Genomic DNA, 23276 nt, shown 5'->3' on the forward strand with positions numbered 1-23276 from the left:
GGAGCGATCTTAGCCTCGGAGAGCCGTTGCCACGGCCTGGCCGACCGCGGTTGCCAACGGTGGCGGCATGGCGTGACCGATCTGACGATATCTGGACGTTTTCCCTCCGTGGAACTCCCATTCTTCCGGAATGGATTGGATCAGGGCAGCCTGTTCGACGGTCAGCTTCGGCAAGCCTTCGACCGGGAAGTCGGGTCCCGGCGGCTCGTTGCCCAGGCTGATGCCGTCTACGCCGAGCGCTTCCCACGCTTTCTTGCTACCGGTCGGGCCGAGATCGGCTCCACCTCTCCGGTCGGACCCTCCTACGAGCGCGGGTGCCACGCGAAGGGCCCGCCTGGTCCAGCTCTCCGCTCCTGGCCATCCGCGTGCGGACATGGATGGCCTGAGCACCTGGCCGACGGTCGGTGCTTGCCCTTCGATGGGCCGAGGCCAGGAGAATCGGGATCGGTACGGCTCCTGCAACGCGACGAGGAACCCGCTGCGACGGTTCTGCGGCACACCGAAGTCGGCCGCGTTGAGTACTGCCCAATTGCACTCGTAACCGGCTGTTGCCAGGGTCTCCGTGATCCAGAGACGGTCCGCTTCGAAGTTCGGACTCTCCACGAGGTCGGGAACATTTTCCAGCAGCACGGCCTTGGGCCTGATGACCCGGGCCAGGTCAACCGTGGTCCGGAGCACTTTGCGTTCGTCCGTGTCCTCGTCCCGTCCGCCCGTGGCGGAGGATTTCACGCGAGGGAGGCCGCCACTCAGAAGGTCGACCCCGATGACGTCCTGGCGCCTGAAAACCCGGAATTCGGCAATGTCCATGCAGGCCACATCCCAATGGGGACGGTTCGCTCGGATCGTGGAGCAGGCGTCCTGCTTGCTGTCGATGAGGAGTACTGGATCAAAGCCGGCTTTCTCGAGCCCGAGCGCCTGCGCGCCGCACCCTGCGCATACCTCGATGGACCGGAGCCTGGGCTCGACGATTCGCGCGGTCTCCATCGGAACTGGTTCGGATGCCGATTCCGGGCTGTCCGGAACGGTTCGATCATCGAACTCGGCTGGGGGCGTTCGCCGAGGAGCAGGAACGGATTGCTTCTCGGCTCTGGCGAGATCCACCAGTCGTTGTTGAGCAACGAGGGACTCCTCGGCGACGGCTCGAAGTTCGTCGTCCAAGGCCGCTTCGCCGACGCCGTCGAAAAGGACGAATGGAGCGAGCCTGAGCAGCCGCTTGAGGAAATCACGGAGAGTCTCGCGCTCGTTCAAGCCCTGCAGGTCTAGATCGTTCCAGACCCGAAGGATGGATCGCACCATGTGTGGACTGCCGCCGAGGGCGGCACGGCGTGCGTAGATCTGATCAAAGGCTGCCTCACCGAGGATCTTCAGCGCTCCGTAGGGCTCAGGCGCCTCGTGGGAGTGCACGAGCTGAGCTCGCCACCAGAGTCTGCCGAAGACATGTCGTGTGAGGTCCGTGCCGAGGACACGGTCCTTGGGAGGCCGGGGGTAGCGCCAGAAGGATACGTCAGGCAGGACGACCAGGGCGAGAAAGGCCCAGACGTCACGTGCTGCAGCCTCGGCGGGCACCATTCCCATTTCGCCGTGCAGGAAGGCGGCTAGATCGAGGTCGAATTCGGCATTGCGCGCGCGGTCCGAATCGTCCGGGAAACCGGCTCTGGTCGCGAGGTCGACAACACCCGCGCGTAGTTCCCGCAGACGCTCGACAGAGACACGGTCGCCACCCGTGGCCACGTACACCGCCGATTCGTGAGTGAACGCGGTGAGGTCGGTCAGTTCGCGTATCGACAGCCGGTAGTAATCAGCGTAAATGGGTGTGGCCTGACCGGCGAGCAACCGAGGGTAGAGGAAGCTGATCATGACACCTCGAAAATCTTGACCGCCGCCTGCAGATCCGAGGCGAACAAGGATGGGGACTGGCGCTGGCGCAGACGGATGTCGACGATCGACTGATCCGGGAACAGCTGATCGAACAACCTCAGCAGAGTCGATCCCAGGGAATCGTCCGAGTAGTCACTGTCGTCGGTGAAGTCCTCGTGGCCCAGGGCGTGCTCTACCAGGATGCGAGCAGTGTCCGCGTACACCGCGGACAGTACGACCCGGTCGATCGGACGAGGGTGTCCCGCGTTCTCGAACGCCCCCGACGTCACGGTGTTCCGAGCGTTCACCAGCAGAAGAAGTGCGCCCATGGTGGCACTCTCCATTCCGCCGGTGATCTGCAGGTGCCAGGCTGCGTCGTCAGGAAAGGACGTGTGCGCGAAATCAATCACCGCCATGGGGAACTGGGGTGCGTCGCCCTGGAGCCGCAGAGTCTTCCGGTCATTCCACAGGACGGAACCAGCTCTGCGCGGAGAGGAGGGCCGGCCATCGGTTCGGCGCTCGGCCAGCACGAGAGCGGTGTCGAGAAGAAGCAGACCGCCGAGATCGGCACCGCGCAGTTCCACATCCAGTTCCACCGAAGCAGTCCCGGCCTGGGACAGGCGCAGGTGTTGGCCCGGACCACTCAGACTGGAGCCTGTAGCGGTCCACACCACGGCCAGCATCAGCGCGGTGTCTGCCGGGAGGCCGGACTCACCTCGTGCGCGTTGCAGGTCGATCACCACCCGCCTACGCAGATGCATGTCCATCTGGTAGTCCCAGTCCGGCAGGGCTTCGGGAATCCCGATCTCACCGTCAGGGGTGACCAGGCGCCAGACTTCCGCAGTGACCACGTCTTCCGGGGGCGTGCGGTATGGGAGGACTCGGCGCGTCACGAGGTCACCGCCTCGACCTTGATGCTGATCTCCGTCACGGTGTCGGGGGCCGGTAGTACGAGCACCCGCCAGAGATGTTCACCGCCCTCGGTCTCGAAGATCTGCGCACGGTGGATCCGGGTGTCATTCCCAGCCCAACCCACCAGTTCAGGGCCTGCGGCCCCGATCGGAGGGTCGGTCTCGCGTCCGCCGGTTCCGGGCAGGGATACGGCCAGATCCGCTCTGACCCGCTGTCGCCCGGGTACGGGCAGACAGAATTCCTGAACGAGCAGAGTGGCCGTTCCGTGGTCCTCGTAGTACGGGTCACCGACGTACTGCACCCTCGGCCGTCTCCGTGCCGGTGCGGACCGGGAGTCGTCCGAAGACGCCTGCGACTCCGTATCGCCCTCGGTAGGTTCCCCCCATGCTGCCGCGAGTGGCGAGTGCGGAAGGGCATCGTCCATGTCGGATGCTGGGCTGCTGCTCGATCCTCCCCCGTGAGGCTTCGACCTCGGACGTGTGGCCGGGCTGCCGACCTTGGCGTAGGCCGTCGCACCACCGATGCCCCAGGTTCCCCCCACCAATCCGGAGAACAGGGAACTTGCCGCGCCCAGGGCGACGTTGCTCGAACCTGTGCGAGCAGTGCCGCCCAGAGAGAGCAGACCGTCCAGTTCCTCGCCGATACGGCGGAACGTCGTGTGCACGAAAGTGCTGTCGGGCCTTTCGAGGGACTGCGGGTTCCAAGCGTCGTGCGTGGGAGGCTCGGCCTTTGCGTACACGTCGTCCATGCCTTCGTCGGTCCGGAAGACTCCGGCGTAACCCTGATTGACGCTGGGCGGCTTCGGCCCCGGCCTGTAGGTGACCACGAGCTCGGCCGGCCGCATGAGGCACACGTGATGGACGAGGTTCTCCATCCCGACCATTCGAGAGGCGCGACTCGGCTCGAACGGAGGCATGATGCGCTTCTCCAGGCCCAGTCGGCCCAAGAACTGTTTGGGTCGGTGGCAGTACAACTTGCCGGCGTCCCGACCGGACATCTTCTCGTAGGCTGCGACGAACAGGTTGAGCGGACGGGTCTGCCTTGGGTCCGGCACCGTTCGAGCGACACCGTCGCAGCTCACGGCGAAACGCATGCCGGCCGGTTTGTCCGGCGAGTCGATCATCTTGGGCCACAGGTGCCAGGTGATGGTTTCCGCAAGGTAGTCGGCTGCTTCGACGGGTGTCTGATCGTCCAGAATCGGATCGACCACGACGATTGTCGTCCCTGTTTCCTCGCCCCCGAAGGGGCGCAGCCCGAGACTTCTGACGACCGCGTCGGCGTCCTGGTCGACGAGGGGTTCGACGACGCTCCCGGAGGTATCGCCCCACCAGTGGCGTCCGGTGTAGCGGCGTTTCCCGTCAGGTTCGTTCGCGACATAGCTCTTCCAGAGCGAGCAGCCGATCAGCCTGGTCTCGAATCCGCCATCCTCTGTGCGGCAGCGCGAATGAACCAGGATCGTCCCCGCGTTGGAAAGCAGGTAGAAGATGCCTTTGCCGAACCCGTACGTCCCACCCCCGAGGGCGGTGTCCCGAGGTTCCCCGATGTTGCGGATGAAGGATACGAAGTCGCGTTCCGAATCGAAGGTGTCGGCTCGGGTGGGGCCGCCCAGACCACGCGTTCCTCGGTCCGACACGGCCAGGAGACGGATGGAGTTGCGCCTGAGGGTGTCGTTCAGCGGGAAATTGTCCCCTGCGGCCGGTGCTCCGTCGAGCAGGAGTCCGCGCCAAGCGCCGGCGTGGGCCGGCCCGACCGTCCACATGTCGATGCGGTAGTCGACAGGGGTGGGCGACGACGGAAGCCGTGCATCCCAACTGTTCTGTGCCGATTCGCGGACCAGGATGGTGAGAAGATCCAACTCAGGCCGGCCCAACTGGTTGCGAATGCCTTCGGCGGCACTGGCCCCCTCGGGCGGATAGGGCTGGGAGAACCAACGAGGCGTCTTCATGTGTTCCCCCGAGTCAAGGCGTCCAGAGCCAGGAGCACCTGATCGTTCCCCACGGGGCGTGGGGAGTCACCGGACAGGTCGATCGTGTATTCGACGTCCTCGGCCGAAACGGTGATGCCCGCACCGACGAGCATCTCTCTCGTGATGCCGGGGAAGCCGGCTCCCACCAGGTACCACCGTTCCTCGCGCACGACGAAACCGACGCCCTGGTAGCGGTCGGCGTCGATCGGGTGATATCCGGCCTGGGCCAGCAAGCCGAGCAGGGCGCTCTCGTCGTCGCACAAGCTGAGTGCATGTCCGATCACTTCCACGAGACCCGTCCCTCCTTCGGACTTCGTGGCCCTGCCGAGCCGGAACCAGGTCAGCCAGAGATCACCCTGCGCCGGAGCGGTCAGTTGGTCCAAGCCGTGGATCCGTGGCCTCCGCCCATCAATGGAGGTACTCGCCTTGACCTCTACGGAGGACGTCTCTCCGGAGAAGTCGTGACGGTGTCCCCCCGGGCCGGACCACAGTCGATGCGCGCTCGGATCGCGTTCGAGCAGGCGGGTGAGAACCAACAATTCGCCGAACAGCCCTGCGATCTGTGACGGGTTCAGAGGCGTGTTCCGTGTTTGGAAGAGAGCCTTCCACCTGTCGAGGACTCCGTAGAGTGCTTTGATCGGGTTCTGGGGCATCTGCTCAGCCGTGGTCAGAATATCCAGGCAGAGATCCGAGAACAGGTCTCGTAGGTCGTGACGCAGGCAACCGAGGTCGGCGTAGGTCTGGTAGCTCAGCTCATCCTCGAGTGGGCGCTTGACGAGGTGTAGCACCGGGCCGTCGATGCCGGGACGGATCTTTCGATTTGCGTCTATCGGTATCAGGATATGGCGGTGTCCGTCATGGTCGACGGCCGCTACGAACGGGCCCTGGGCAGTGTCCACGGGTAGCGGGGAGATCCGCAGACGACGCTCTCCGGACGTCGGCTCGGACTCGAGCGTCGCCCAGGCAGTAGCCAGCGTCCTTCGGAGTGTCTCGTCGGTCATACGTCCTCACCGTCGAGGAAGCTGTAGTCCTCCTCCTCGATACGGACCTTGGACAGATCGGCGGAGACATACCCCTCCACCTCGCTGTCGCTGTCCTTCGGTTTGGGGAACACCAGGCCCACACCAATCACGTGGTCCTCAGCGTTCAATGGTGCGCGCAGTCTTTTCGAAGGGCTGGGATTCGACACCTTGTCGATGGGATAGAGGACGAGGAGACCGGTGTCGGGCAATTGCTGCCGACGTTCGGCCATGATCTCCTTCTCCGTCAACTTCGAGCAGTCACCACCCAGATCGACTGCGGCGTCCCGACGGCTCATGAGCGTCTTGATGTCCGCGTAGTCGTCGGTGGACCCGTGAAGGTCGAGACGGGCCCGATTGACTCGCCCGAGGGTCACTTGGGGGGTGAAGTCGAAGTCCTCGTCGCCTCCCCTGGGATTTCCGACCACGGCGATGTTCCACCTGCGCAGTGAACCAGCCGCCACTCGCTTGCGAATGTAACTGGTAATCAGTCCCGCGTCGCTCTCGGTGGACTTCTCGTGGAACTGGTAGGCGGAGAGGAAGTCCGTCACGATGTCGTGCGGTACGTCTCGGAACACGTATCGGCCTGCCGCCGGTCGCTCGTCCACCTGGCGTGCCTTCACCGTCGAGTCGGCGACCAGAGCGCGGGAGGCATCGATGTTCCTGCGCAGCCAGCCGGCGTTCGTGTGGAAGAAGTGGGTCTGAACGCGCTTGCCGCCGTACGAGGATGCCGCAGTGACAGCCTCACGCATCTTGGCCGCAGCAGTGACGCGCAGTGCGGGGTGTGTACGCAGGCGCACTGCGAAGGTGAGAGGGCTTTCGTCTTCGGTCATGTAGACGTCGATGTCGCGGCGCATCTCGGTCTCCACAGTGGCCAGGTGTCGGAACCACGCGGCAAGCTCGTCGGTCATCCAGATACGGGGCAGGTCGGCGTACCCGTTGCGGAAGCCGAACCAACGTCCCATCTGCAGAAGAGTGTCGTAGGCAGAGACTGCGCGCACGAAGTAGCTGACGGAGAGACCTTCGAGCGTCAGCCCTCGCGAGAGGGTGTTGCCGCCTACGGCTATGGCTACGACGGGGCCGTTCTCGTAGTCGAGGCGATCCTCGCTGCTCGAGTTGTCCATGATGATTCGACAATCGCGCAGGACCCCGGGCAGCTGGGGGATCACCTGATCGAAGGGCACCTTGGTCTCGCCGAAGTCCTCGGCGATCACCCGAGCTGTCTCCTCGTCCCAGAGCTCGCGCAGCCGAGAAAGGAAACGCGGGTCCTCCAGAGAGCGGGCGGCTCGGTCGCGCAGACGCTGGAGTGGGTGTTTGAAACTGTTGTGCACGGTTGTGTTGACGCTCGTATGGATCAACATCGTGTTGTGCGGATTGGTGACGCCGCGCACCCGGCGAGCGGCGGTGACCATCCAGAAGTACTCCACGGCGTGGCGAAGAGTCTCTGTGACGACCGGTTCGAAACCGTCGATCTCGGCTCGTGTGGTGGGACGTACGGCGCTCACGTCCTCGTTCGGCACGGTCCGGATCATGTCGTGTCCGTCGTCCAGATCCTCCGGGTCCTCACCGTCGAGGGCATAGCGTCCGAAGAGCACCTCGGTTCCGAAGTGCCCTTCGGGCTTGGGCAAGTTGACGACGAAGTCCTTGGGATAGAGATTCTCCGCACTGGGGTCGATCAACAGGTTGGCAAATGGCGACGCGGTGTACCCGACATAGGCGGAACGTGGCAGGCTGCCCATGATGCTGAGGATCAACGGATTGATCGATTTGGTGGCGACGGTGGCCTGGTCCGCCTCGTCGTCGATGATCAGAGCAGGGCAGTCGGCCAGTTGGTCGGATGCCTTGTCGAGCCATTTTGCGAGTTTGCGTAGTACTGTCGCGTTCTTTTTCACGACGCACAACACGTGTGTTTTGTTGTTTTTGCCGAAGTACGAGGCTGGATTCTCCTGCGGCATGAAGTCGTGTTCCAGTCCGGTCAGTTGTGACCAGAGTGAGGGGTTCGGCTCGATGAGCTGCTGAACCAGGCGGGCCTGCGTCTGGCGGCGAAGTCCGTTGTGGACCCCGGCCAGCACGATGAAGAGCTTGTAGCCGCGGTCCGCTGCTTTGGCCATGACCGACGTGAAGTTGGTCGTCTTCCCCGATTGCACGTAGCCCACCACGAGGCCCCGTGTGGCGAACGACTTTTCCTTTGGGTGGTTCAGCAGCGAGACGACGCGACTGGAGGAGTCGTCCAGACTCCTGATCGCCGGCTCCTCCGGCCAGCCGTCCTTCCGCAGGAGGGTGGTGATGGCGGGCCAGCATTTGTCCTTGGGCTGTGGTCCCGTGTACCAAGTGACCCGATTGTCCAACACCACAGCACGTGGTTCCTCGAGTTCCTTGATGCGGAGCGCCTGTTGTTCGTGGCGTTCGCGAATCTGCTCGACGATCTCGCGGCTGATGTTGAATTGTTCCAGGCGCTTGACTGCTTCCACGGGAGTGAAGGACTCCAGTAGAGCTTTGAACGTTTCATACATGCCATCGAATTCGTCGCTCATGAGAGCCGATCGTCCCCGTTCCTGTCACTCGGAATTCTGTCGGTGTGTTCGTGGGTGTGCGAAATCAAAGCCTTGTCGCACCTGTGTCGGCTCGAGTAGGGCGTGGTGTCCAGTCGGACGCGTGGTGCGCGGGCTGCGCTAGGGGGTGCCGGCGGAGCGGGCCGTCACCGCAGCTTCGATCTGTCTTGCGACGTCCTCGGTCGACTCGTGTTCCCAGAAACGCAGCACCGTCCATCCTGCGGCGGTCAAGTGCTGTGTGGTCTCCCTGTCGCGCTCCATGTTCCGATCCAATTTGTCTCGCCACCACTGAGCGTTGGCCTTCGGCTGCGTGGCATGCACGGGGCAGCCATGCCAGAAACACCCGTCGATGAGTACGGCAACTTTCGCTCTCGTGAAGGCGATGTCGATCGTGCGTCGAGGCATGCCCGGCACGCTCTCGTTGAGCCGGTAGCGGAAGCCGGCGGCATGCAGCAGCTTCCGGATCGCCAGCTCGGGCGTGGTGTCACGGCTCGGTTGGCGTTTCATCCGAGCGGAGACCTCGGGGGACGACGGTTCGATCGTGCTCATCTGTGCCAGTCTCCTGCGTCGGCCGCGCGCGATCCAGTGACTGGAAGCTTCGAAGGGGGGCGCGTACCTGGTGCCCGGTGCGTCTACTGGAATGTGATCGTATTGCAAAGGTGCGACATAGGGGAACCCATTGCTCGCTGCTCTCGGCGACCAAGGGTCATCAGGACGTAACTGAACGTTCGTCTGGGAGGGCATCGCGCCCCGACGCGGATGGTGTATCGGCCGGTCCTGTGATCGCCGCTCGCTTCCTGTACCTCCTTTCACCAGCACATCCACCCCGTCCAGCACATGGGTGGGCCCGAACGCCAAAGGAGCGAGCGGCTCCAAGTCCGAGCCGCCCTTGTCGAGGAGCGCGGCCGACAGTGTCAGGCCGTGGTCGTCCGGATCGTGTGCCCCCGTGGCTCGATTGCTGCCCTCCCGCTCTTCCGTCGCCATGGAGCTCTCACACGCACCTGGGCTCCAGCAGGGCAGCCCCGGTGGTGCCTCGGCGGCTACCCAGGCGTGATTCGGTGAGTCACCGGCACAGCGCGTAGATGTCCTCCTTGAACGTGGGGAACTCCGCCCGGGTCTCCATGACGATCTCCCTTGCCGTCCGGCGCGGTGTCGTCGCGTGGCGTTCCGCGAGGCGGGTCAGGGCCTCGTCGGGGGCGGAGGTGAGGTCCTCGTCGTCCAGTGCCGCCTCCATCGGGCCGAAGCCGTCGGCCAGGACCCAGAGGAAGTCGGAGAGGTTGCCCGCCACCACGCCGCACTCGCCTTCCGAGCCGAGGAAGACGATCGGCTGGTCGGCGAGGGGGCGGTCGGGGCGGGTGTGCCAGATCATGGCCTGGCCGCCCGTGCCGTCCTGGCCGAAGGGGAGGTAGGCGGCGCCGTCCGCCTCCTTGTTGCCCGTCCAGCTGCGGAACAGGGCTGCGGTCGACTTGCGTGACGTGAAGTCCGTGTACGGCTCGAAGTCGACGCGGTAGTTCCCCTCGTCCGCGTCCTCGCCCGTCTCGTCGTGACCGTAGTAGAAGTCCACCTTCGCCACGTCCGTCAGTGCGGCGGGGAAGGTGCGGTCGGCGTCGGCTGTCGTGTTCATGGGCGCAGGCTATGCGGAACCGCCGACAGCGCCGACGGTTCGCGAGGCGTCAGAACAGTTGCTGCAGCCACCACAGTCCCGCGCCGACCAGCGCGCTGCCTGCCGCGTACGCCGAACCCCTGACCAGCGCGAACAGTGCGGTTCGGGCCAGTCTGGAGCGTAGCCGTGTTGTCTTCGGGGTAGCCATCGGTGCCTCCGAGGAGTGTGGGGCGGGGTGTGTCGTGCCCTGACCCCTTGATGACACCAGCCCCGTATTTGATGCCCAATGGAGCAACGGGGAATGGGAGTTGTTGCTCCCCGAATAGCAACAAAGACAGAGGGGGAGGACGGGCATGGGGATGTCGATGGGCGGTCCGGGAGGCGGGCCGCCGGATCTGCCTCCGCCGGAGCGGCCCTCGGTGTCGTACGAGCCCCCGGAGCTCGACCCGTTGGACGGCCTCCTGGTCGACTTCGAGCCGTATCCGGTGCCGCCGGAGGAGCCGGTAGGTCCCCCTGAGCCACCAGGGCCGGAGGGATCAGGGGGACCCGTGGGACCCGGGGTGCCGGGCGGTCCGCAGGGGCCCGGTGGACTGGGCGGTTCGAAGGGACCCGAGGTGCCGGGCACTCCGAAGGGGCCCGGCGGCCCGAGCGGGCCGGAGGGTCCCGACGGTCCCGACAGCCCCGACAGCCCCGACGTTCCGGACGGCGGGCGTCGGCTAGGGAGGCCTCTCGCCAGGCCGGAGAAGGTGAAGTTCGGTAAGGGGAAGGAACGGGTCTATCAGCTCAAGTGCCGTGTCTTCGAGCTCCTGGGGGATCTGAACCGCGCCGAGGTCGCCGGCCGGCTGAGGTGCAGTCCGACCAGCCTCAGCCACTACGTCACGTCCGCCAAGTGGTGGCCGCGGAAGAGCTTCGACGAGCTGGTCGCCGTCGTCGTGGACCTGCGCGGGAGCGTGGACGACGAGCTTCTGGGGCGGCTGGAGGTGGAATTCTCCGCTGCCGAGCGGATGATCACCCCGACCGTCCATGAGACCGGCCGTCTGCGGGCCGAGATCCAGCGGTACGTGACGCTGGTGGAGGACCTGCGCCAGGAGCGCGACGATCTCCTGCTCCGCCAGTCCGCCGGCGGCGCGGACGCTGACGCCGACGACGACCCGGCCGTGCTGCGGCAGCGCATCAGCGAGCTGGAGGACGAGCTGCGCGAGGCGCAGCGGCAGATTGGCCTGCTGAAGAGGCAGCTGGCGGCGCTGGAGCGCAGGGCGGCCGGGTCCGGAGACTCCTCCTCGGTGCTCGAAGGGGCGCGGTACGCGGCCGACGAGGTGGCTCGTATCGCTGATCCGGCCGAGCGGAGGGAACGGGCCCTGGACGCGGTGTCGGAGCTCGGCCCCCGGGACGGAGCCGAGGAGTTCATCGGCCATCTGCGGGCCCGTGGCCATGACGACGACGCCGAGGCGGTGCTCGACAGTGTCGTCCGGGGCCGGCCGGTGGCGCGTGTCGCCGAGTTCCTCATGGTGCTGGACGAACGGGCCGGCGCGGATGCGGCGGGCGAGGGGGCCGGCTCCGACGGCCCCGGTATGCGCGCCCTGCTCTCCGCCGCGTACCGGCGGAGCACCGCGTCCGAGCTGCGCTCGGCCGTCGTGGGGTCCCTGGGCTACGCCGCCTTCGCCGGAGTCGTCCACGTGCTGCACACCCATGAGGCCGCAGCGCTCGCGGAAGGGCTGATGGCCGGGCGTGCGGCGGTGAGCACGGTCGAGGGGATGGCGTGCGACGCCGACAGCTTGCAGCAGCATGCCCTCGGCTACCTGGGCCAGGCCCTGCGGCGTCCGCCCCAGGAGATCGCCGACCTGGTGGTGGCCCTGCGGGACACCGACCAGGACCAGCGGGCGGACTGGCTGCTGGACACCGCGGGCGGGTTGCTGCCGGACGGTCCCTACCAGCAGTTGAAGGGTCTCCTGCTGGCCGCCGGCCGCATCCACGACCTGCGTTCCCTGCTGGGCGGGCACGAGGGAGCCGCCGGCCAGGACTGACCGCGTGCCCGGGCGTGTGCCCGGCAGCGCGACCTGAAATGCCGCGCGGGTGTCCGGCGCGACACGGAACGCGCACCCGGACACCCGGCTCCCGCCCCCCGCTCCGGTAGCGGGCACAGGGCGGGGGGCCGATGCTGATCGGGTACGTGTCGACGTGTACGGAGGCTCGGTCCCGGGCCCCCGTGAGGGGGGCCGAAGGAGCTGGGTTCATGGGTGATGTGCCCCTGATGGTGGTGGACGTCGTCGGCGTGGTCACCGGGTGGAGCCGGGCGGCCGAGAAGCGCTTCGGGGCCGCCACCGCCGACGCCCTGGGCCTGCACGTCATGGACGTACTGGCACGCGACAGCCTGCGCGACGGCGGGAGCGGCGAGGGCGGCAGGGACCGCGCGGGCCGTGAGGGCGGTGGAACGGCCGAGGGGTTCCGGCTGGAGCCGGTCGACGGCGAGGGCTGGGGCGTCTGGGCGGCCGACGACGGCGACGGGACCGGCGGAGGCGTTGACGTCGTCGGGAAGGCGCTGCTGGACGTGATGTTCACGCAGGGACACGTACGCGTCCACGTGCTCGACCCGGAGCTCCGTCTCCTGCGGATCAGCGAACCCTCCGCCGACCCGGACTCGGACGAGACGAAGCGGCTGCGCGGGCGACGCTTCCGCGAGGTGTGTCTCTTCGAGGAGCCGGAGCGGGTGGAGGCCTACATCCATGAGGTCCTGCGCACCGGTGTGCCCGGCGTCGGGCGTACGTTCCTGGCCGGTGCCGAAGGCGCGCCCGGCGGGCGGCGCACGCTCTCCGTGACGGCGTTCCGGCTCCAGGAGGGCCACGGAGCACGGCAGAGCGCCCGCGGCAGGGTCCTGGGCGTCTCCGTGACCGTCGCGGACGTCACCGAGCGCATGCGGCGCCAGATCCGGGACCACGCGCTCGCCGCCGTACGCGACAGTGTGGGCCGGACCATGGACGTCGAGGCCACCTGCCGGGACCTCGTGGACGCGCTGGTCCCGAAGTACGCGGACATCGGCGTCGTCGAGGTCGTGGACTCCGTCCTGCGCGGGGAGCCCCCGGAGCCCGGGCCGGTCGGCCGGGACGTGCCGCTGCGGCGTGCCGCGTACGCGGGCCCCGACGAGCCGGCCTACCCGCTCGCGGACGTACGGGCGGTGCCGCCCGGGACACCGTTCCAGCGGGCCCTCTCCGACCTGCGGGTGCGTGTCGTCCCGGTCGAGGACGTCACCTGGGCGGAGGCCGACCCCCTGCGGGCGCGCGCCATGCGGGGCGACCGCGCCCACACGCTCCTGCTGGCCCCGGTGACACTGCGCGGAGCGGCCCTCGGCCTGATCAGCCTCTACCGGTGCGGGGACTCCGAACCCTTCACCGAGGAGGACGTCCCGGTGGCCGCCGCGATCGCGTCCAGGGCCGCCCTCGGCATCGACAACGCCCGCCGCTACATCCACGAGTACACGATCGCCAGCACCCTCCAGCGCAGGCTGCTGCCCCAGCACCCGGCGGTCCAGCCCGCGGTCGAGACGGACCACCTGCTGCTCCCCGGCGACTCGGGCAGCTGGCTCGACACGATCGCCCTCTCCGGGGCGCGCACGGCCCTCGTCATCGGGGAGGTCGGTGAACGCGGAATCCACGCGGCCACCACCATGGGCCAGTTGCGTACGGTCGTCCACGCCCTGGCCGCGCTGGACCTGGAACCCGACGAGCTGCTCGCCCGCCTCTACGACACCGCGGCGCAGCTGGCGCAGGAGCGCGCCGAGCTGCCCGCGAGCGACCCGCTGCACCAGGAGAAACTGGCCGCGACCTGCGCGTACGCCGTCTACGATCCGTTCACCAAGTCCTGCACCGTGGCCTCCGCGGGACACCCCCCACCGCTCGTCGTCGCCCCGGACGGCACCGCGTCCGTGGCCGATGTGCCCCAGGGGCCACCCCTGGGCACGGTGGACCGGGAGCCCGTCGCCGCGGCCACCTTCCCGCTCCGGGAGGGCAGCCTGATCGTGCTCCACAGCAACGCGCTGCGCAGCTACGCGGAGCCGGCGGCGGGCGCTCTGAGCAAGGCGCTCTCCTCGCCGGGCAGGCCGCTGCAGGACCTGTGCGACGCGGTGGCCTACGAGCTGCCCGACCACGCCGGCCTGTGGGGAGCCACCCTGCTGCTGGCCCGGACGCGCGCGATGCCCCGGGACCGGTACGCCGCGTGGGAACTGCCCTGGGACAAGACCGCCCCGGCGACCGCGCGCCGCCTCACGTCCAAGACGCTGGCCGACTGGCACCTCGACGGTGACACCGGTGACGCGACCGAGCTGATCGTCAGCGAACTCGTCACCAACGCCGTGCGCTACGGCAGCCCGCCGGTCGAGCTGCGCCTCATCCTCGACCGGGGGCTGACCTGCGAGATCCGGGACGGCAGCACCACCGCCCCGTACATGAAGTACGCCGGGGCGGTCGACGAGAGCGGGCGGGGGCTGTTCATCATCTCCCAGCTCGCCTCGCTCTGGGGCACCCGGTACGCCGCCGAGGGCAAGACCGTCTGGTCGGAGCAGGCGATCCCCGAGGAGGCCCCGTCCGGCGACGAGAGCCTCCCCGAGGACGAGTGAGCCCCGGCGGCGGGAGCGTCCTACTCGCCCTCGGCGAGCGTGTGCGCGACCAGGGCGTTGGCGTGGCCGTGGCCCAGGCCGTGCTCGGTCTTCAGCCAGGCGACGAGCTCCATGTGCTTGGTCAGGGGTGAGGTGCGGATGAGGCCCTTCCACTCCGCGATCGGGCGGCCGTACTTCTGCTCGATCGAGGGGAAGTAGCTCGCGGGGCCCTTCACAGCTGCGGTCATGTCCGTGTCCTGTCCGTTCGCCGTCGTGGTGGTGGTGATCGTGAGGTTGTCGGTATGGATGACCGCTGGGGGGCGACGAAGTAATCGGTGCGGTGCGTATGTGGGCGACAGAACGTCATAGGTGCGCGTTCTGATGTGACCCGTGACTTCGCTGTCCACAGTGCTCGATGAGATTCACATGTTCCGTGACAAAGGGGTGCCCCCTGTCAACTGTCGTGAAATAATGCTGAGTTCAATGGGGCGTCCCGATCGGGGCGACGGCAACGGGGCCGATGGGGGCAGGACATGGCGGACGCGGCGGGGGCCGGCGCGCTCGAACCGGAGCGGCAGAGAGTCGAGTTACGGATCGTCCTCAGCGGGACACACACGCGGCGCGACGACCTCGAAGCCCTGCGCACCTGGCTGCGGAACGCTCCCGTCCTGGAGGACGCCCTGGAGCGGGGCGACGTCGGTCTGGAACGCAAGGACTCGCTCACCCAGAACGACGCCATGGCCGGGGAGCTGATCCAGGACATCATCCTCGTCGTCTCCGTCGAGCTGGCCCGCACCGTGGCCGAGAACGCCTGGCGGTCGGTGGAGACCTGGATCCGCAACCGGCGCCGGTTCGCCGATCCGGAGGAGACGCCGCGCGTCACCCTCGACGGGCCGCCCGACGGGCCGGGCTCCGGCCTGAGCCGTGACACCGACCGCGACACCGGTGGGGAGACCCCCCAGGGCCCGGACACGGGGCCCGGACCGGGCGGAGGTAACCGGAGGCGCGGTGGCGACGAGCCCGGACAGGACTAGCGGCCGTGCCGCCGTACAACGCGCGCGGCCGGGAGAACGGAGCCAAGCGGCACAGAGCCGTGCTCATCGGCGTCGAGCGCTACACGGGGACCCGTAACGACCTCCCGGCCGTCGCCACCGACCTCCGCCTCATGCGCGAGGCACTGACCGCGGAACGCACCGGGGTGCTCCGCCCGGAGGACCTCGTCGTCATCCCGGACGGCCCCGTGACCGAGGGCCCGGTGACGGAGGGCGAGGGGGTCCCGGAGCCGGGCGTCGGGGGGAGCGGTGGGCGACGGGTCGGCCCGCTCCAGGTGCGCGCCGCGCTGAACGCCGCCCGGGACGAGGTGACCGGGCTGCTGATCGTGTACTTCGCCGGGCACGGCATCGTGCGTCCCGACGGCAGTGACCTCAACCTGATGTTCACCGACTCGCGGGTCACCAGGGACCGGCGCCACCCGTTCGTCGACACGCTCTCGTGGCGGGACGACGTCATGCCGGACCTGCGCAACGCGCGGGCCGACTGGGTCGTCGTCATCCTCGACTGCTGCTTCGCGGGGAACGCCCTGGGTGCCTTCAGCCCTGCCGCCGGACAGAATTTCGCCCTGCTCACCGCGGCGGAGCCGGGGGTGGAGATCCCGCCCGGCGATCCCCGCACCGGTACGGAGTTCACGGCCGCCCTCCACCGCCTGCTGACCACGGGCGAGAGCGGACCCGTCACCTTCACCCGGCTCGTCGCCGGCATACGCGACGAGATGGCGGCGCTGAAGGCCATCGACGGCCACCCCTGGATTCCGGACGAACTGCGCCACGGCGACGACGTGGTGCTCGCGCTCGCCACGGACGCGGAGCCGCGTCCCCCGGCAGTCCCGGTCACGCCCCCGCCGAAGGCCCCGGGGCCGCGACTCCAGCCGGGGCTCCCCAAGGGGCCCGCGCACCGGCCTTCGGGGCGGCGGTCGAGGGGGTGGACGAGGCCGGCGCTCCCCGCCTTCGCGCGCCGTCTGCTGCCCGCACCCGGCCGCTTCCTGAACCGTGTGGGCGTCCTCGTGCTGGCGGGTGTCCTCGTGCTGGCGGGCGCGGGGCTCTGGCACTTCCTGCGCTCCGCGGACGACGTCGCCTGCGCGTCGCCCCTGCAACTGCGCGTGCTCACCGACCCGGATCTGCGGCCCACCGTCCAGAAGGCGGCCGACGCCTATCCGAAGCGGGACAGCGACGGATGCCGGACGGTCGGCATCGACGTGTACGACGCGAAGGCGGCCGACGCCGTGGCGGCCTTCCGCTCCTCCTCGCTCTGGCAGGAGCCCGAAGCCTGCCCTGTCTCCGGCGACTGCCCGCAACCCCAGCGGGACGTCGGCGCGCAGCCCGACATCTGGATACCGGCCGCCGGGACCGCCTGGCAGCGGGCGACGGCCGGGGGACCGGGCGACGGCGGCACGGGTGCGGCCGGTGCGGGCACGGCGGACACCGCGGCGGACGCGGGCAAGAGCGTCGTGGACCTCGAACGGCTGGGCTCCGTCGCGTACACGCCGATGGTCCTCGGGGTGCCCGACACCATGACGCTGGCGCAGTCCCTCCAGACGAACGACCCGCTTGGCGCGATCATTTCCGGGCTGGAGGCCGCCCAGCCGGGCGCGGTCGAGATCCTGCGCCCCGATCCCGAGGCCACGGAGGGCGCCCTGCTCGCCACCGACGCCCTCTACGCCGCCTCCGGCACCCAGCCGGCGTCGACGCTCGAACGGGGCATGGCACAGGCGATGCGCCCCATGCCCTCCACCGCGAGGGAGCTGATGTGCGCCCTGGCCGACGGCGCCCACAACACCCTGGAGGACCAGGCCGCGGTGCTCGTACCGGAGCAGACACCTGTCGGCGGGCCGGCCCGGGCGGCCCGCCTGCGCGACGGAGGCCCTGGCGCACCGCGTCGCGCACTACCCCTCCGACGTACCGATGCTCGACCTGCCCTTCGTCCGTGTCACGTGGGACGGAGCGGAGCGTGACGCCCGGGCCCGCGAGGCGGCCGTCCGCGACTTCCACGACTGGCTCGTCACGGACCCGGACGCGCAGAGATGCTTCACCGACGACGGTTTCCGGGGCGTCGGCAAGGGCGGCCCCGTCGAGCCCGGCGACGACTCGGTCCTGGGGTCCGAGGACAACACGTCGGCCGTTCGCGAACAGGTCCCGGCGACAGGGGCGGGCACGGACCTGGCCGCGTCGCTGAGCGACACCCTGAAGGACTACCGGGAGGCGCTCGGCCCCGGCAAGGTGCTGTATCTCCTGGACAACTCGACCTCGATGGCGGCCGAGCGGCTCTGGGAGGGCCCGGGACGTGCCAAGGACCTCGTGGCACGCTCGATGAGTTCGCTGGGTGCCGGGGACGCGTACGGCGTATGGCTGATGGCCGTCCCCGAGGGCGAGGCGGCCACGGACGCCGTGGCCTTCGGCCCGCACACCCGGGCCACCGCACAGAGGTCCGTCGCCGGTGCCGAGGCCGTCGCCCACGACGCCCGCGTGGCGAAGAGCCTGAAAGAGGCGCTGGGCACCCTGCGGAGCGGGCGCGACGAGGAGGAACAACCGCGGCTCCTCGTCGTGGTCACCGACGGCGAGGACTTCGAGGGCGTCGGTGAGGCCCAGCAGACCGCGCTGGTCGCGGAGGCACGGGGGGAGCCGCTCGTGCGGATCGTGACCGTCTCGCTGCGGAACGGCGCCTGCGCGCAGGGCCGGTTCGGTGACCGGCTCGCGAGGGCGAGCGGCGGGCGCTGCCTGGACCCGGCCGACGACATCGCGGCCGAACTGGCGGCGGAGGTCGCCAAGACCGGTACGGGGGACGCGGAATGACCGGGCGGGACCGACCACGCCGCCGCCGGACGAGAGCGGCCGTCGCCCTCGGCTGCCTGCTCGCGCTCGCTTCCGCCGCCTGTACGGGGCCTGACGGCACGCCTCCGCCGGCCGACGGGGACCGGGCGGCCGAGGGGCCCATCGTCGTCGCCAGCGGGCTCGACGTCACCGGCTCGGGCAGCGTGCGCCAGCAGCTCGTCGAGGAGTGGAACAGGCAGCACGCGGGCTCCCCGGCCAAGCAGGCCAAGCTCGTCGAACTGCCGGGAGGCGCCGACCAGCAGCGCAGCCAGCTCCTCGGCGCCCTCCAGTCGGGCAGTGCCCGCTACGACGTGGTGAACCTCGACATCACCTGGATACCCGAGTTCGCCGAAGCGGGGCTGATCAGCCCGATGCCCGTCGACGGCACAGGCACCGGCACCGGCACCGGCACGGGCACCGCCTCCGACGACGACCTCGACTTCATCCGGGAGGTCCACGCCACCACCGTCTGGAAGGGCCGCTCCTACGCCCGGCCCTTCAACACCGACGTGGGGCTGCTCTACTACCGGCCCGACCTCATGGCGAAGGCCGACATGAAGGCGGACAAGCAGCCCACCGCCACGTGGACCTGGGAGCAGCTCTACTCCTCCGTCAGGACCCTCGGACTGAACCCGGCCGGCCCCGGCGACCGGGCCGGCTGGACCACCCAGCTGAAGGATTACGAAGGGCTGACCGTCAACACCGTCGAGGCGTTCGCGAGCGTGGGAGTCGAGCTCACCGACGGTGAGGGGCACTACGTCTCCGACGCCACCCGGTTGAAGGCGGGGCTCGACGAGCTCCTCGACCGCGTCGACAAGGGGCTCGTGCAGCCCGCCGCGACCACCTCCGACGAGACAGCCTCCCTGACCGACTTCGCCGAGGGGCGCGCCGCCTTCCTGCGCCACTGGCCGTACGTCTACAAGGCGCTGGGCCACCTGATGAAACCGGACCAGTACTCCGTGAACCGGCTGCCGGGCAGGTCCGTGCTCGGCGGGCAGAACCTCGCCGTCACCGCGGACTCGCCCCGCGCTGCGGACGCCCGCGAACTCATCACCTTCCTGACGTCGAGGAGGAGCGAGAGCTGCCTCTTCGACGCGGGCTTCGCCGCTACCCGCGCCTCGTCGTACGGAAGCGCCCCCGCGCCCTGCTGGCCCGAGGTCGCCGCCGCGCTCCGCCCGGGCGGTGACGCGCCGAAGGCGGCGGGCACTGGCGCCCGGGGGGAGGGCGCGCCGGAGGAACAGGGCGAGGACGAGCGCAAGGCGTACGTCCGGACGCTCCGCGCGGTGCTGGACGACGCCGTGCAGCGCCCGCGCACCCCGTACTACGGCGCGTTCACCCAGCTGTTGCAGTCCCGGGTGTACGAGCTGCTGGCCGAGGGGAGACCCGACACCGCCAAGGCCGCCGCCCGGCTCGACGACGAGCTGCGGGACGTGTTCGCGGGGCGGTGACCAGCTACCGGGTCGCGCGCCGCGTTCACGGCCGGGCGGTGACCGGCCGTGAACGTGCCGTGCTCACGGCCCGGTGCGCCGGCCCGGCCTGCGGGACGGGCCCGCCGGCCGGTGCACCGCCCCGCCGTCTCAGGCGGCGCCGTGGCACTCCCTGTACGAGCGTTCCGAGCCGCACCAGCACGCCGCGCTGCGCGCCGGAGGCCACGGGACGGCCCGCCCCCGGGCCGCCAGGGTCGTGGCGTACTGGGGGAGGAGGTCAGGGTCGGACGGGGAGGCGGCCTCGGACGCGGCGAACGCCTCGTACGAGGGGACCGTGCCCGTCACGATGCCGAGATTCGGCGTGCCCGTGGCATGCAGATCCCGCAACGCGGCCTCCAGGCGCGCCAGATGGTCCTCGTGCGAGAGGTACTCCTGACGCAACTCCGGATAGGCGACGAGGAGTTCGCGCAGCTCGTCCTCGGGCCAGTGCAGCACCGCGACGGGGAAGGGGCGGGACAGCGCCGTGCGGTAGGTGCCCAGTTCGGCGCGGAGCCGGGTGATCTCGGCCTGGAGCTCGCCCGGGTCCGAGGAGCCCAGCGACCACAGGCGCTTCGGGTCGTGCAGTTCGTCCAGGGGCACGGCGGCCGTGTGCAGGGTGTCGGCCAGCTCGTCCCACGCGTCGTGGGCGACGCCCATCAGCCTGCGCACCCGGTGTCGGCCGATCAGCAACGACTCGGTGGCGTAGGGGACTTCCTCGCCGGGGGAGAGCAGCAGCGTCAGCGCGGTCGAGAAGAAGTCATGGGCGGACTCCAGCTCGTCGTGCGCTTCGAGGGTCTCCGCGGCGATCTCCCAGGGAGCGGCTTCGAGCGGGCCCGCGATGCGGATGCCGTCGATGATCGCGCGGGCCTCGGCCTCATGGCCGTACTCCCACAGGTTGGACGCCTTGAGCGCCTTGACCAGATGCGGATTGTCGAGGGTGCTTTCGGCGGAGCCGAGCAGTTCGTCGTAGAGGGTGGTGGCGCGGGGGCGCTCACCGGCGAGCTCCAGATGGGCCGCGGCCTGGAGGAACAGCGGTTCGTGGTCCTCGGGGTACTGCGCCGCGGTGCGCAGCAGGCGCTCGGCTTCGGTGATGTGGTCGGCAGGCGTGTCGGGGCGCATGGACCACACGGTACTGCGGGACGGTGGCGAGGCGAGAGGGCGCGGGCCGGAGTCCTGGGGTACCTGCCGGGCGCGGCCGGCGGGAGGCCTTCACGCCCCGCCGGGACGGCCGCTCCCTCTCCTTGCGGGAGCCCGGCTCGTCCCCCCCGAGGAGAGCTGCCCCGGCGGGCGGCCTTCGCGGTGGGGGGCTTTCGTGGCCGGGGGTTCTCACCGCGGCACCCGTGTCCTCAGCGGTCCCGCAGGACGAGGGCGCCCACCGCGGCGGCCACGGCCAGCCCGACGGACAGCAGGATCGCCCCGTCCGCGCCCGCCGGGGTCGTCGCCACCGCGATGATCAGGGCGACACCCGCCGAGGAGCCGAGGTAACGCGCCGTGTTGTTGGCCCCCGATCCCATGGCCGCACGCTCCGGGGGCACGGACTCCACCGCGAGACGCGGCAGTGCCGCGTTGAGCAGGCCGCTGCCCGCGCCCGCCACGACGAGGGCGGGGACGAGCCGCGCCCACACCGACGCTCCAGCGCCCCCGGTGCCTGTCAGGGTCCCGAGCATCGGCAGCAGCGCCACCGCGTGCAGCGCGAGGCCGGCCGCCAGCTGGTGCCGGGCGGCCACCCGGCCGGCCAGCCGCCTCGACTGGAGCGCCGACACGACCGCGGTGCCGGACCAGAGCAGGAAGAGCCAGGCGGATTCGGGTGCCGAGAGCGAGAGGGACTGCTGGAACAGGGTCGGCAGGTAGCTGAACAGGCCGATCACCGAGAGCCCGGTGAACAGGCCGCCCGCCGACGCCGTCAGGAAGGCGCGGCTGCGCAGCAGCGGCAGGGCGATCAGCGGGGCAGCCGCCCGGCGCTCCACCGCCGCGAACACGGCGGTCAGGGCGAGCGCCGCGAGCAGCAGCAGTCCGACCGGGGCGCGCAGCCAGCCGTCCCGGCCGATCGTCAGGGCCGTCAGCAGCGCGGTCATCGCCAGTCCGAGCAGGGCGGCGCCCGCCAGGTCGGGGCGCCCGGGGCGGGGTGCGCGGGACTCCCTGAGCGTGCGCAGGGCGAATGCGGCCGAGACGAGCGCGCCGAGGGCCAGGGCGAGATAGGTCAGGCGCCAGTCGAGGGTTCCGAGCGAGCTCGACAGGAGCGGGCCGAGCGCTATCCCCGCGCTCACGAAGGCCCCCCACACCCCCATCGCCCTGATCCGCGCGTGACCCACCGGGTACGCGTCCACCAGCAGGCCGAGGCTGGTGGCCAGGATCGCGGCACTGGCGGCCCCCTGGCCCGCGCGGGCCAGGGTGAAACCGAGCGTCCCCGTGGCGAGGGCGGCGAGCCCGGCGGTGACCCCGAGGCCGAGGGTGCCGAGGAGGAAGAGCCTGCGGCGTCCGTAGTCGTCGGCGAGGCTGCCCGCGACGAGCAGCATGGCCGCGAGCCCCAGCGGCAGCCCGTTGAGCAGCCAGGCCTGGGCGGCGGGCGGGGTGCCGAAGGCGGCGGACAGGGCGGGCAGCGCCGGCATGGGCGCGGTGTAGTTCATCAGCGCGACGGTGGTGGCCGCGCTCGTCACGGCGAGGGTCGCGCCGGGCCGGTGGTCGGGGCGGGGGCGGGCGAGCCGCCGTCGCACGGGTGCCGGTCCGGTCTGCAGGGGCTGCTGGGTCATGACGTCCCTCCGGGAGGGGCCCGGCGGCAGCCGGGGCCCATGCAAGGTTCGGTGAATGAACCTAGGGTCGCTCACGCTACCACGGGTAGGTTCTTTCACTGAACCGTAGGAGTAGGGTGGGGTCCATGGCTCTCGGCAAGGACTACGCGGCACAGCAGTGCTCCATCGCCCGCGCGCTCGAAGTGGTCGGCGAGCGCTGGACCCTGCTCGTCGTGCGGGACGCCCTCTACGGCGTACGCCGGTACAACGACTTCCTCGTCCACCTCGGCATCCCGCGCGCCGTCCTGGCCTCCCGCCTCCAGGCGCTCACCGACGCCGGGGTCCTGGCCAGGCAGCGCTACCAGGAGTCGCCCCCGCGTGACGAGTACGTCCTCACCGACAGCGGCAAGGCCCTCTGGCCCACCGTGCGCTCCCTCGGACTCTGGGGCCGCGAGCACATCGAGGGCTCGGCCCCCCTGCGCTTCTTCTTCCACGCCGCGTGCGGCGCCGAGCTCGGGGCGTACGGCCAGTGCACGGCCTGCGGCAACGTGGGCGTACCGCTGGAGGACGTGGAGATGCGGCCGGGCCCCGGACTCGACCCCGATCCCGAGGACCCCGTCAGCCGGGCGCTGCTCGTCCCCCGGCGACTCCTTCAGCCGCTGGACGCCGATCGTGTATAACGGCTGAAGGACACAATCGGGCGAAACGTGAAGGGGGAGGA

At 69.6% G+C, this 23276-nt stretch carries 17 protein-coding genes; 7 read left to right on the forward strand and 10 right to left on the reverse strand.

Features of this window, described 5'->3' with window-relative positions:
- Positions 1-9: 9 nt before the first annotated feature.
- From AMK10_RS38600 to AMK10_RS08285, 7 genes are all read right to left on the reverse strand, one after another.
- On the reverse strand, positions 10-1857 hold the full coding sequence (locus AMK10_RS38600; protein WP_338014631.1) for a DNA cytosine methyltransferase: 1848 nt from the start codon (positions 1855-1857) through the stop codon (positions 10-12).
- Positions 1854-2750 carry a hypothetical protein gene (locus AMK10_RS37640; RefSeq protein WP_198959659.1) on the reverse strand — a complete coding sequence of 299 codons (897 nt, stop codon included), beginning with the start codon at positions 2748-2750 and terminating at the stop codon, positions 1854-1856. The genes AMK10_RS38600 and AMK10_RS37640 overlap by 4 nt, the downstream gene beginning before the upstream one ends.
- The gene (locus AMK10_RS08265; protein WP_143194944.1) at positions 2747-4714 is read right to left on the reverse strand and encodes a hypothetical protein; all 1968 of its coding nucleotides are present in this window, start codon (positions 4712-4714) and stop codon (positions 2747-2749) included. The genes AMK10_RS37640 and AMK10_RS08265 overlap by 4 nt, the downstream gene beginning before the upstream one ends.
- Positions 4711-5736, reverse strand: a complete 1026-nt coding sequence (locus tag AMK10_RS08270) for a PD-(D/E)XK motif protein (protein ID WP_073746497.1) — start codon at positions 5734-5736, stop codon at positions 4711-4713. Before AMK10_RS08270 ends, AMK10_RS08265 begins: the two co-directional genes overlap by 4 nt.
- Positions 5733-8288 carry a Z1 domain-containing protein gene (locus AMK10_RS08275; protein ID WP_073746499.1) on the reverse strand — a complete coding sequence of 852 codons (2556 nt, stop codon included), beginning with the start codon at positions 8286-8288 and terminating at the stop codon, positions 5733-5735. Before AMK10_RS08275 ends, AMK10_RS08270 begins: the two co-directional genes overlap by 4 nt.
- Before the next feature lie 138 nt (positions 8289-8426).
- Positions 8427-8855: a very short patch repair endonuclease gene (locus AMK10_RS08280; RefSeq protein ID WP_073746500.1), complete on the reverse strand. Its 429-nt coding sequence runs from the start codon at positions 8853-8855 to the stop codon at positions 8427-8429.
- Between the two features lie 514 nt (positions 8856-9369).
- A complete protein-coding gene (locus AMK10_RS08285; protein ID WP_073746502.1) occupies positions 9370-9930 on the reverse strand; it encodes an SMI1/KNR4 family protein in 561 nt (186 codons plus the stop codon).
- A gap of 725 nt (positions 9931-10655) precedes the next feature.
- Between AMK10_RS08285 and AMK10_RS38480 the strand changes: the two genes are divergently transcribed.
- Both AMK10_RS38480 and AMK10_RS08295 read left to right on the forward strand, forming a co-directional pair.
- Complete coding sequence (locus tag AMK10_RS38480) at positions 10656-11933, forward strand: PspA/IM30 family protein (protein ID WP_073746504.1); 1278 nt, start codon at positions 10656-10658, stop codon at positions 11931-11933.
- 209 nt (positions 11934-12142) lie between these two features.
- Positions 12143-14518, forward strand: coding sequence for a SpoIIE family protein phosphatase (locus AMK10_RS08295; RefSeq protein ID WP_079180647.1), 2376 nt, complete (start codon positions 12143-12145; stop codon positions 14516-14518).
- Positions 14519-14538: 20 nt separating this feature from the next.
- On the opposite strand, the gene AMK10_RS08300 is transcribed toward AMK10_RS08295, so the two are convergent.
- On the reverse strand, positions 14539-14745 hold the full coding sequence (locus AMK10_RS08300; protein ID WP_073746506.1) for a DUF4287 domain-containing protein: 207 nt from the start codon (positions 14743-14745) through the stop codon (positions 14539-14541).
- A 285-nt stretch (positions 14746-15030) separates the two neighbouring features.
- Here AMK10_RS08300 and AMK10_RS08305 point away from each other — a divergent pair, with 285 nt between their 5' ends.
- From AMK10_RS08305 to AMK10_RS08315, 4 genes are read left to right on the forward strand one after another with little or no spacing between them, the layout of a single operon-like run.
- Positions 15031-15531 carry a hypothetical protein gene (locus AMK10_RS08305; RefSeq protein ID WP_073746508.1) on the forward strand — a complete coding sequence of 167 codons (501 nt, stop codon included), beginning with the start codon at positions 15031-15033 and terminating at the stop codon, positions 15529-15531.
- A gap of 5 nt (positions 15532-15536) precedes the next feature.
- Positions 15537-17504: a caspase family protein gene (locus tag AMK10_RS08310; RefSeq protein ID WP_241839500.1), complete on the forward strand. Its 1968-nt coding sequence runs from the start codon at positions 15537-15539 to the stop codon at positions 17502-17504.
- Positions 17455-18342: a VWA domain-containing protein gene (locus AMK10_RS37955; protein WP_241839501.1), complete on the forward strand. Its 888-nt coding sequence runs from the start codon at positions 17455-17457 to the stop codon at positions 18340-18342. Before AMK10_RS08310 ends, AMK10_RS37955 begins: the two co-directional genes overlap by 50 nt.
- Positions 18339-19808, forward strand: coding sequence for an extracellular solute-binding protein (locus tag AMK10_RS08315; protein WP_073746510.1), 1470 nt, complete (start codon positions 18339-18341; stop codon positions 19806-19808). The genes AMK10_RS37955 and AMK10_RS08315 overlap by 4 nt, the downstream gene beginning before the upstream one ends.
- A gap of 129 nt (positions 19809-19937) precedes the next feature.
- Here the strand turns inward: AMK10_RS08315 and AMK10_RS08320 are convergent, their stop codons facing one another.
- Together AMK10_RS08320 and AMK10_RS08325 are read right to left on the reverse strand one after the other, a co-directional pair.
- Positions 19938-20945, reverse strand: a complete 1008-nt coding sequence (locus AMK10_RS08320; RefSeq protein ID WP_073746512.1) for an SEC-C domain-containing protein — start codon at positions 20943-20945, stop codon at positions 19938-19940.
- Positions 20946-21172: 227 nt separating this feature from the next.
- On the reverse strand, positions 21173-22576 hold the full coding sequence (locus AMK10_RS08325) for an MFS transporter (protein ID WP_073746514.1): 1404 nt from the start codon (positions 22574-22576) through the stop codon (positions 21173-21175).
- Positions 22577-22701: 125 nt separating this feature from the next.
- Here AMK10_RS08325 and AMK10_RS08330 point away from each other — a divergent pair, with 125 nt between their 5' ends.
- On the forward strand, positions 22702-23235 hold the full coding sequence (locus tag AMK10_RS08330; RefSeq protein WP_073746516.1) for a winged helix-turn-helix transcriptional regulator: 534 nt from the start codon (positions 22702-22704) through the stop codon (positions 23233-23235).
- The last annotated feature ends 41 nt before the right edge of the window (positions 23236-23276 follow it).

The sequence above is a fragment of the Streptomyces sp. CB02058 genome (assembly GCF_001905505.1).
In the GTDB taxonomy this organism is placed as follows: Bacteria; Actinomycetota; Actinomycetes; order Streptomycetales; family Streptomycetaceae; genus Streptomyces.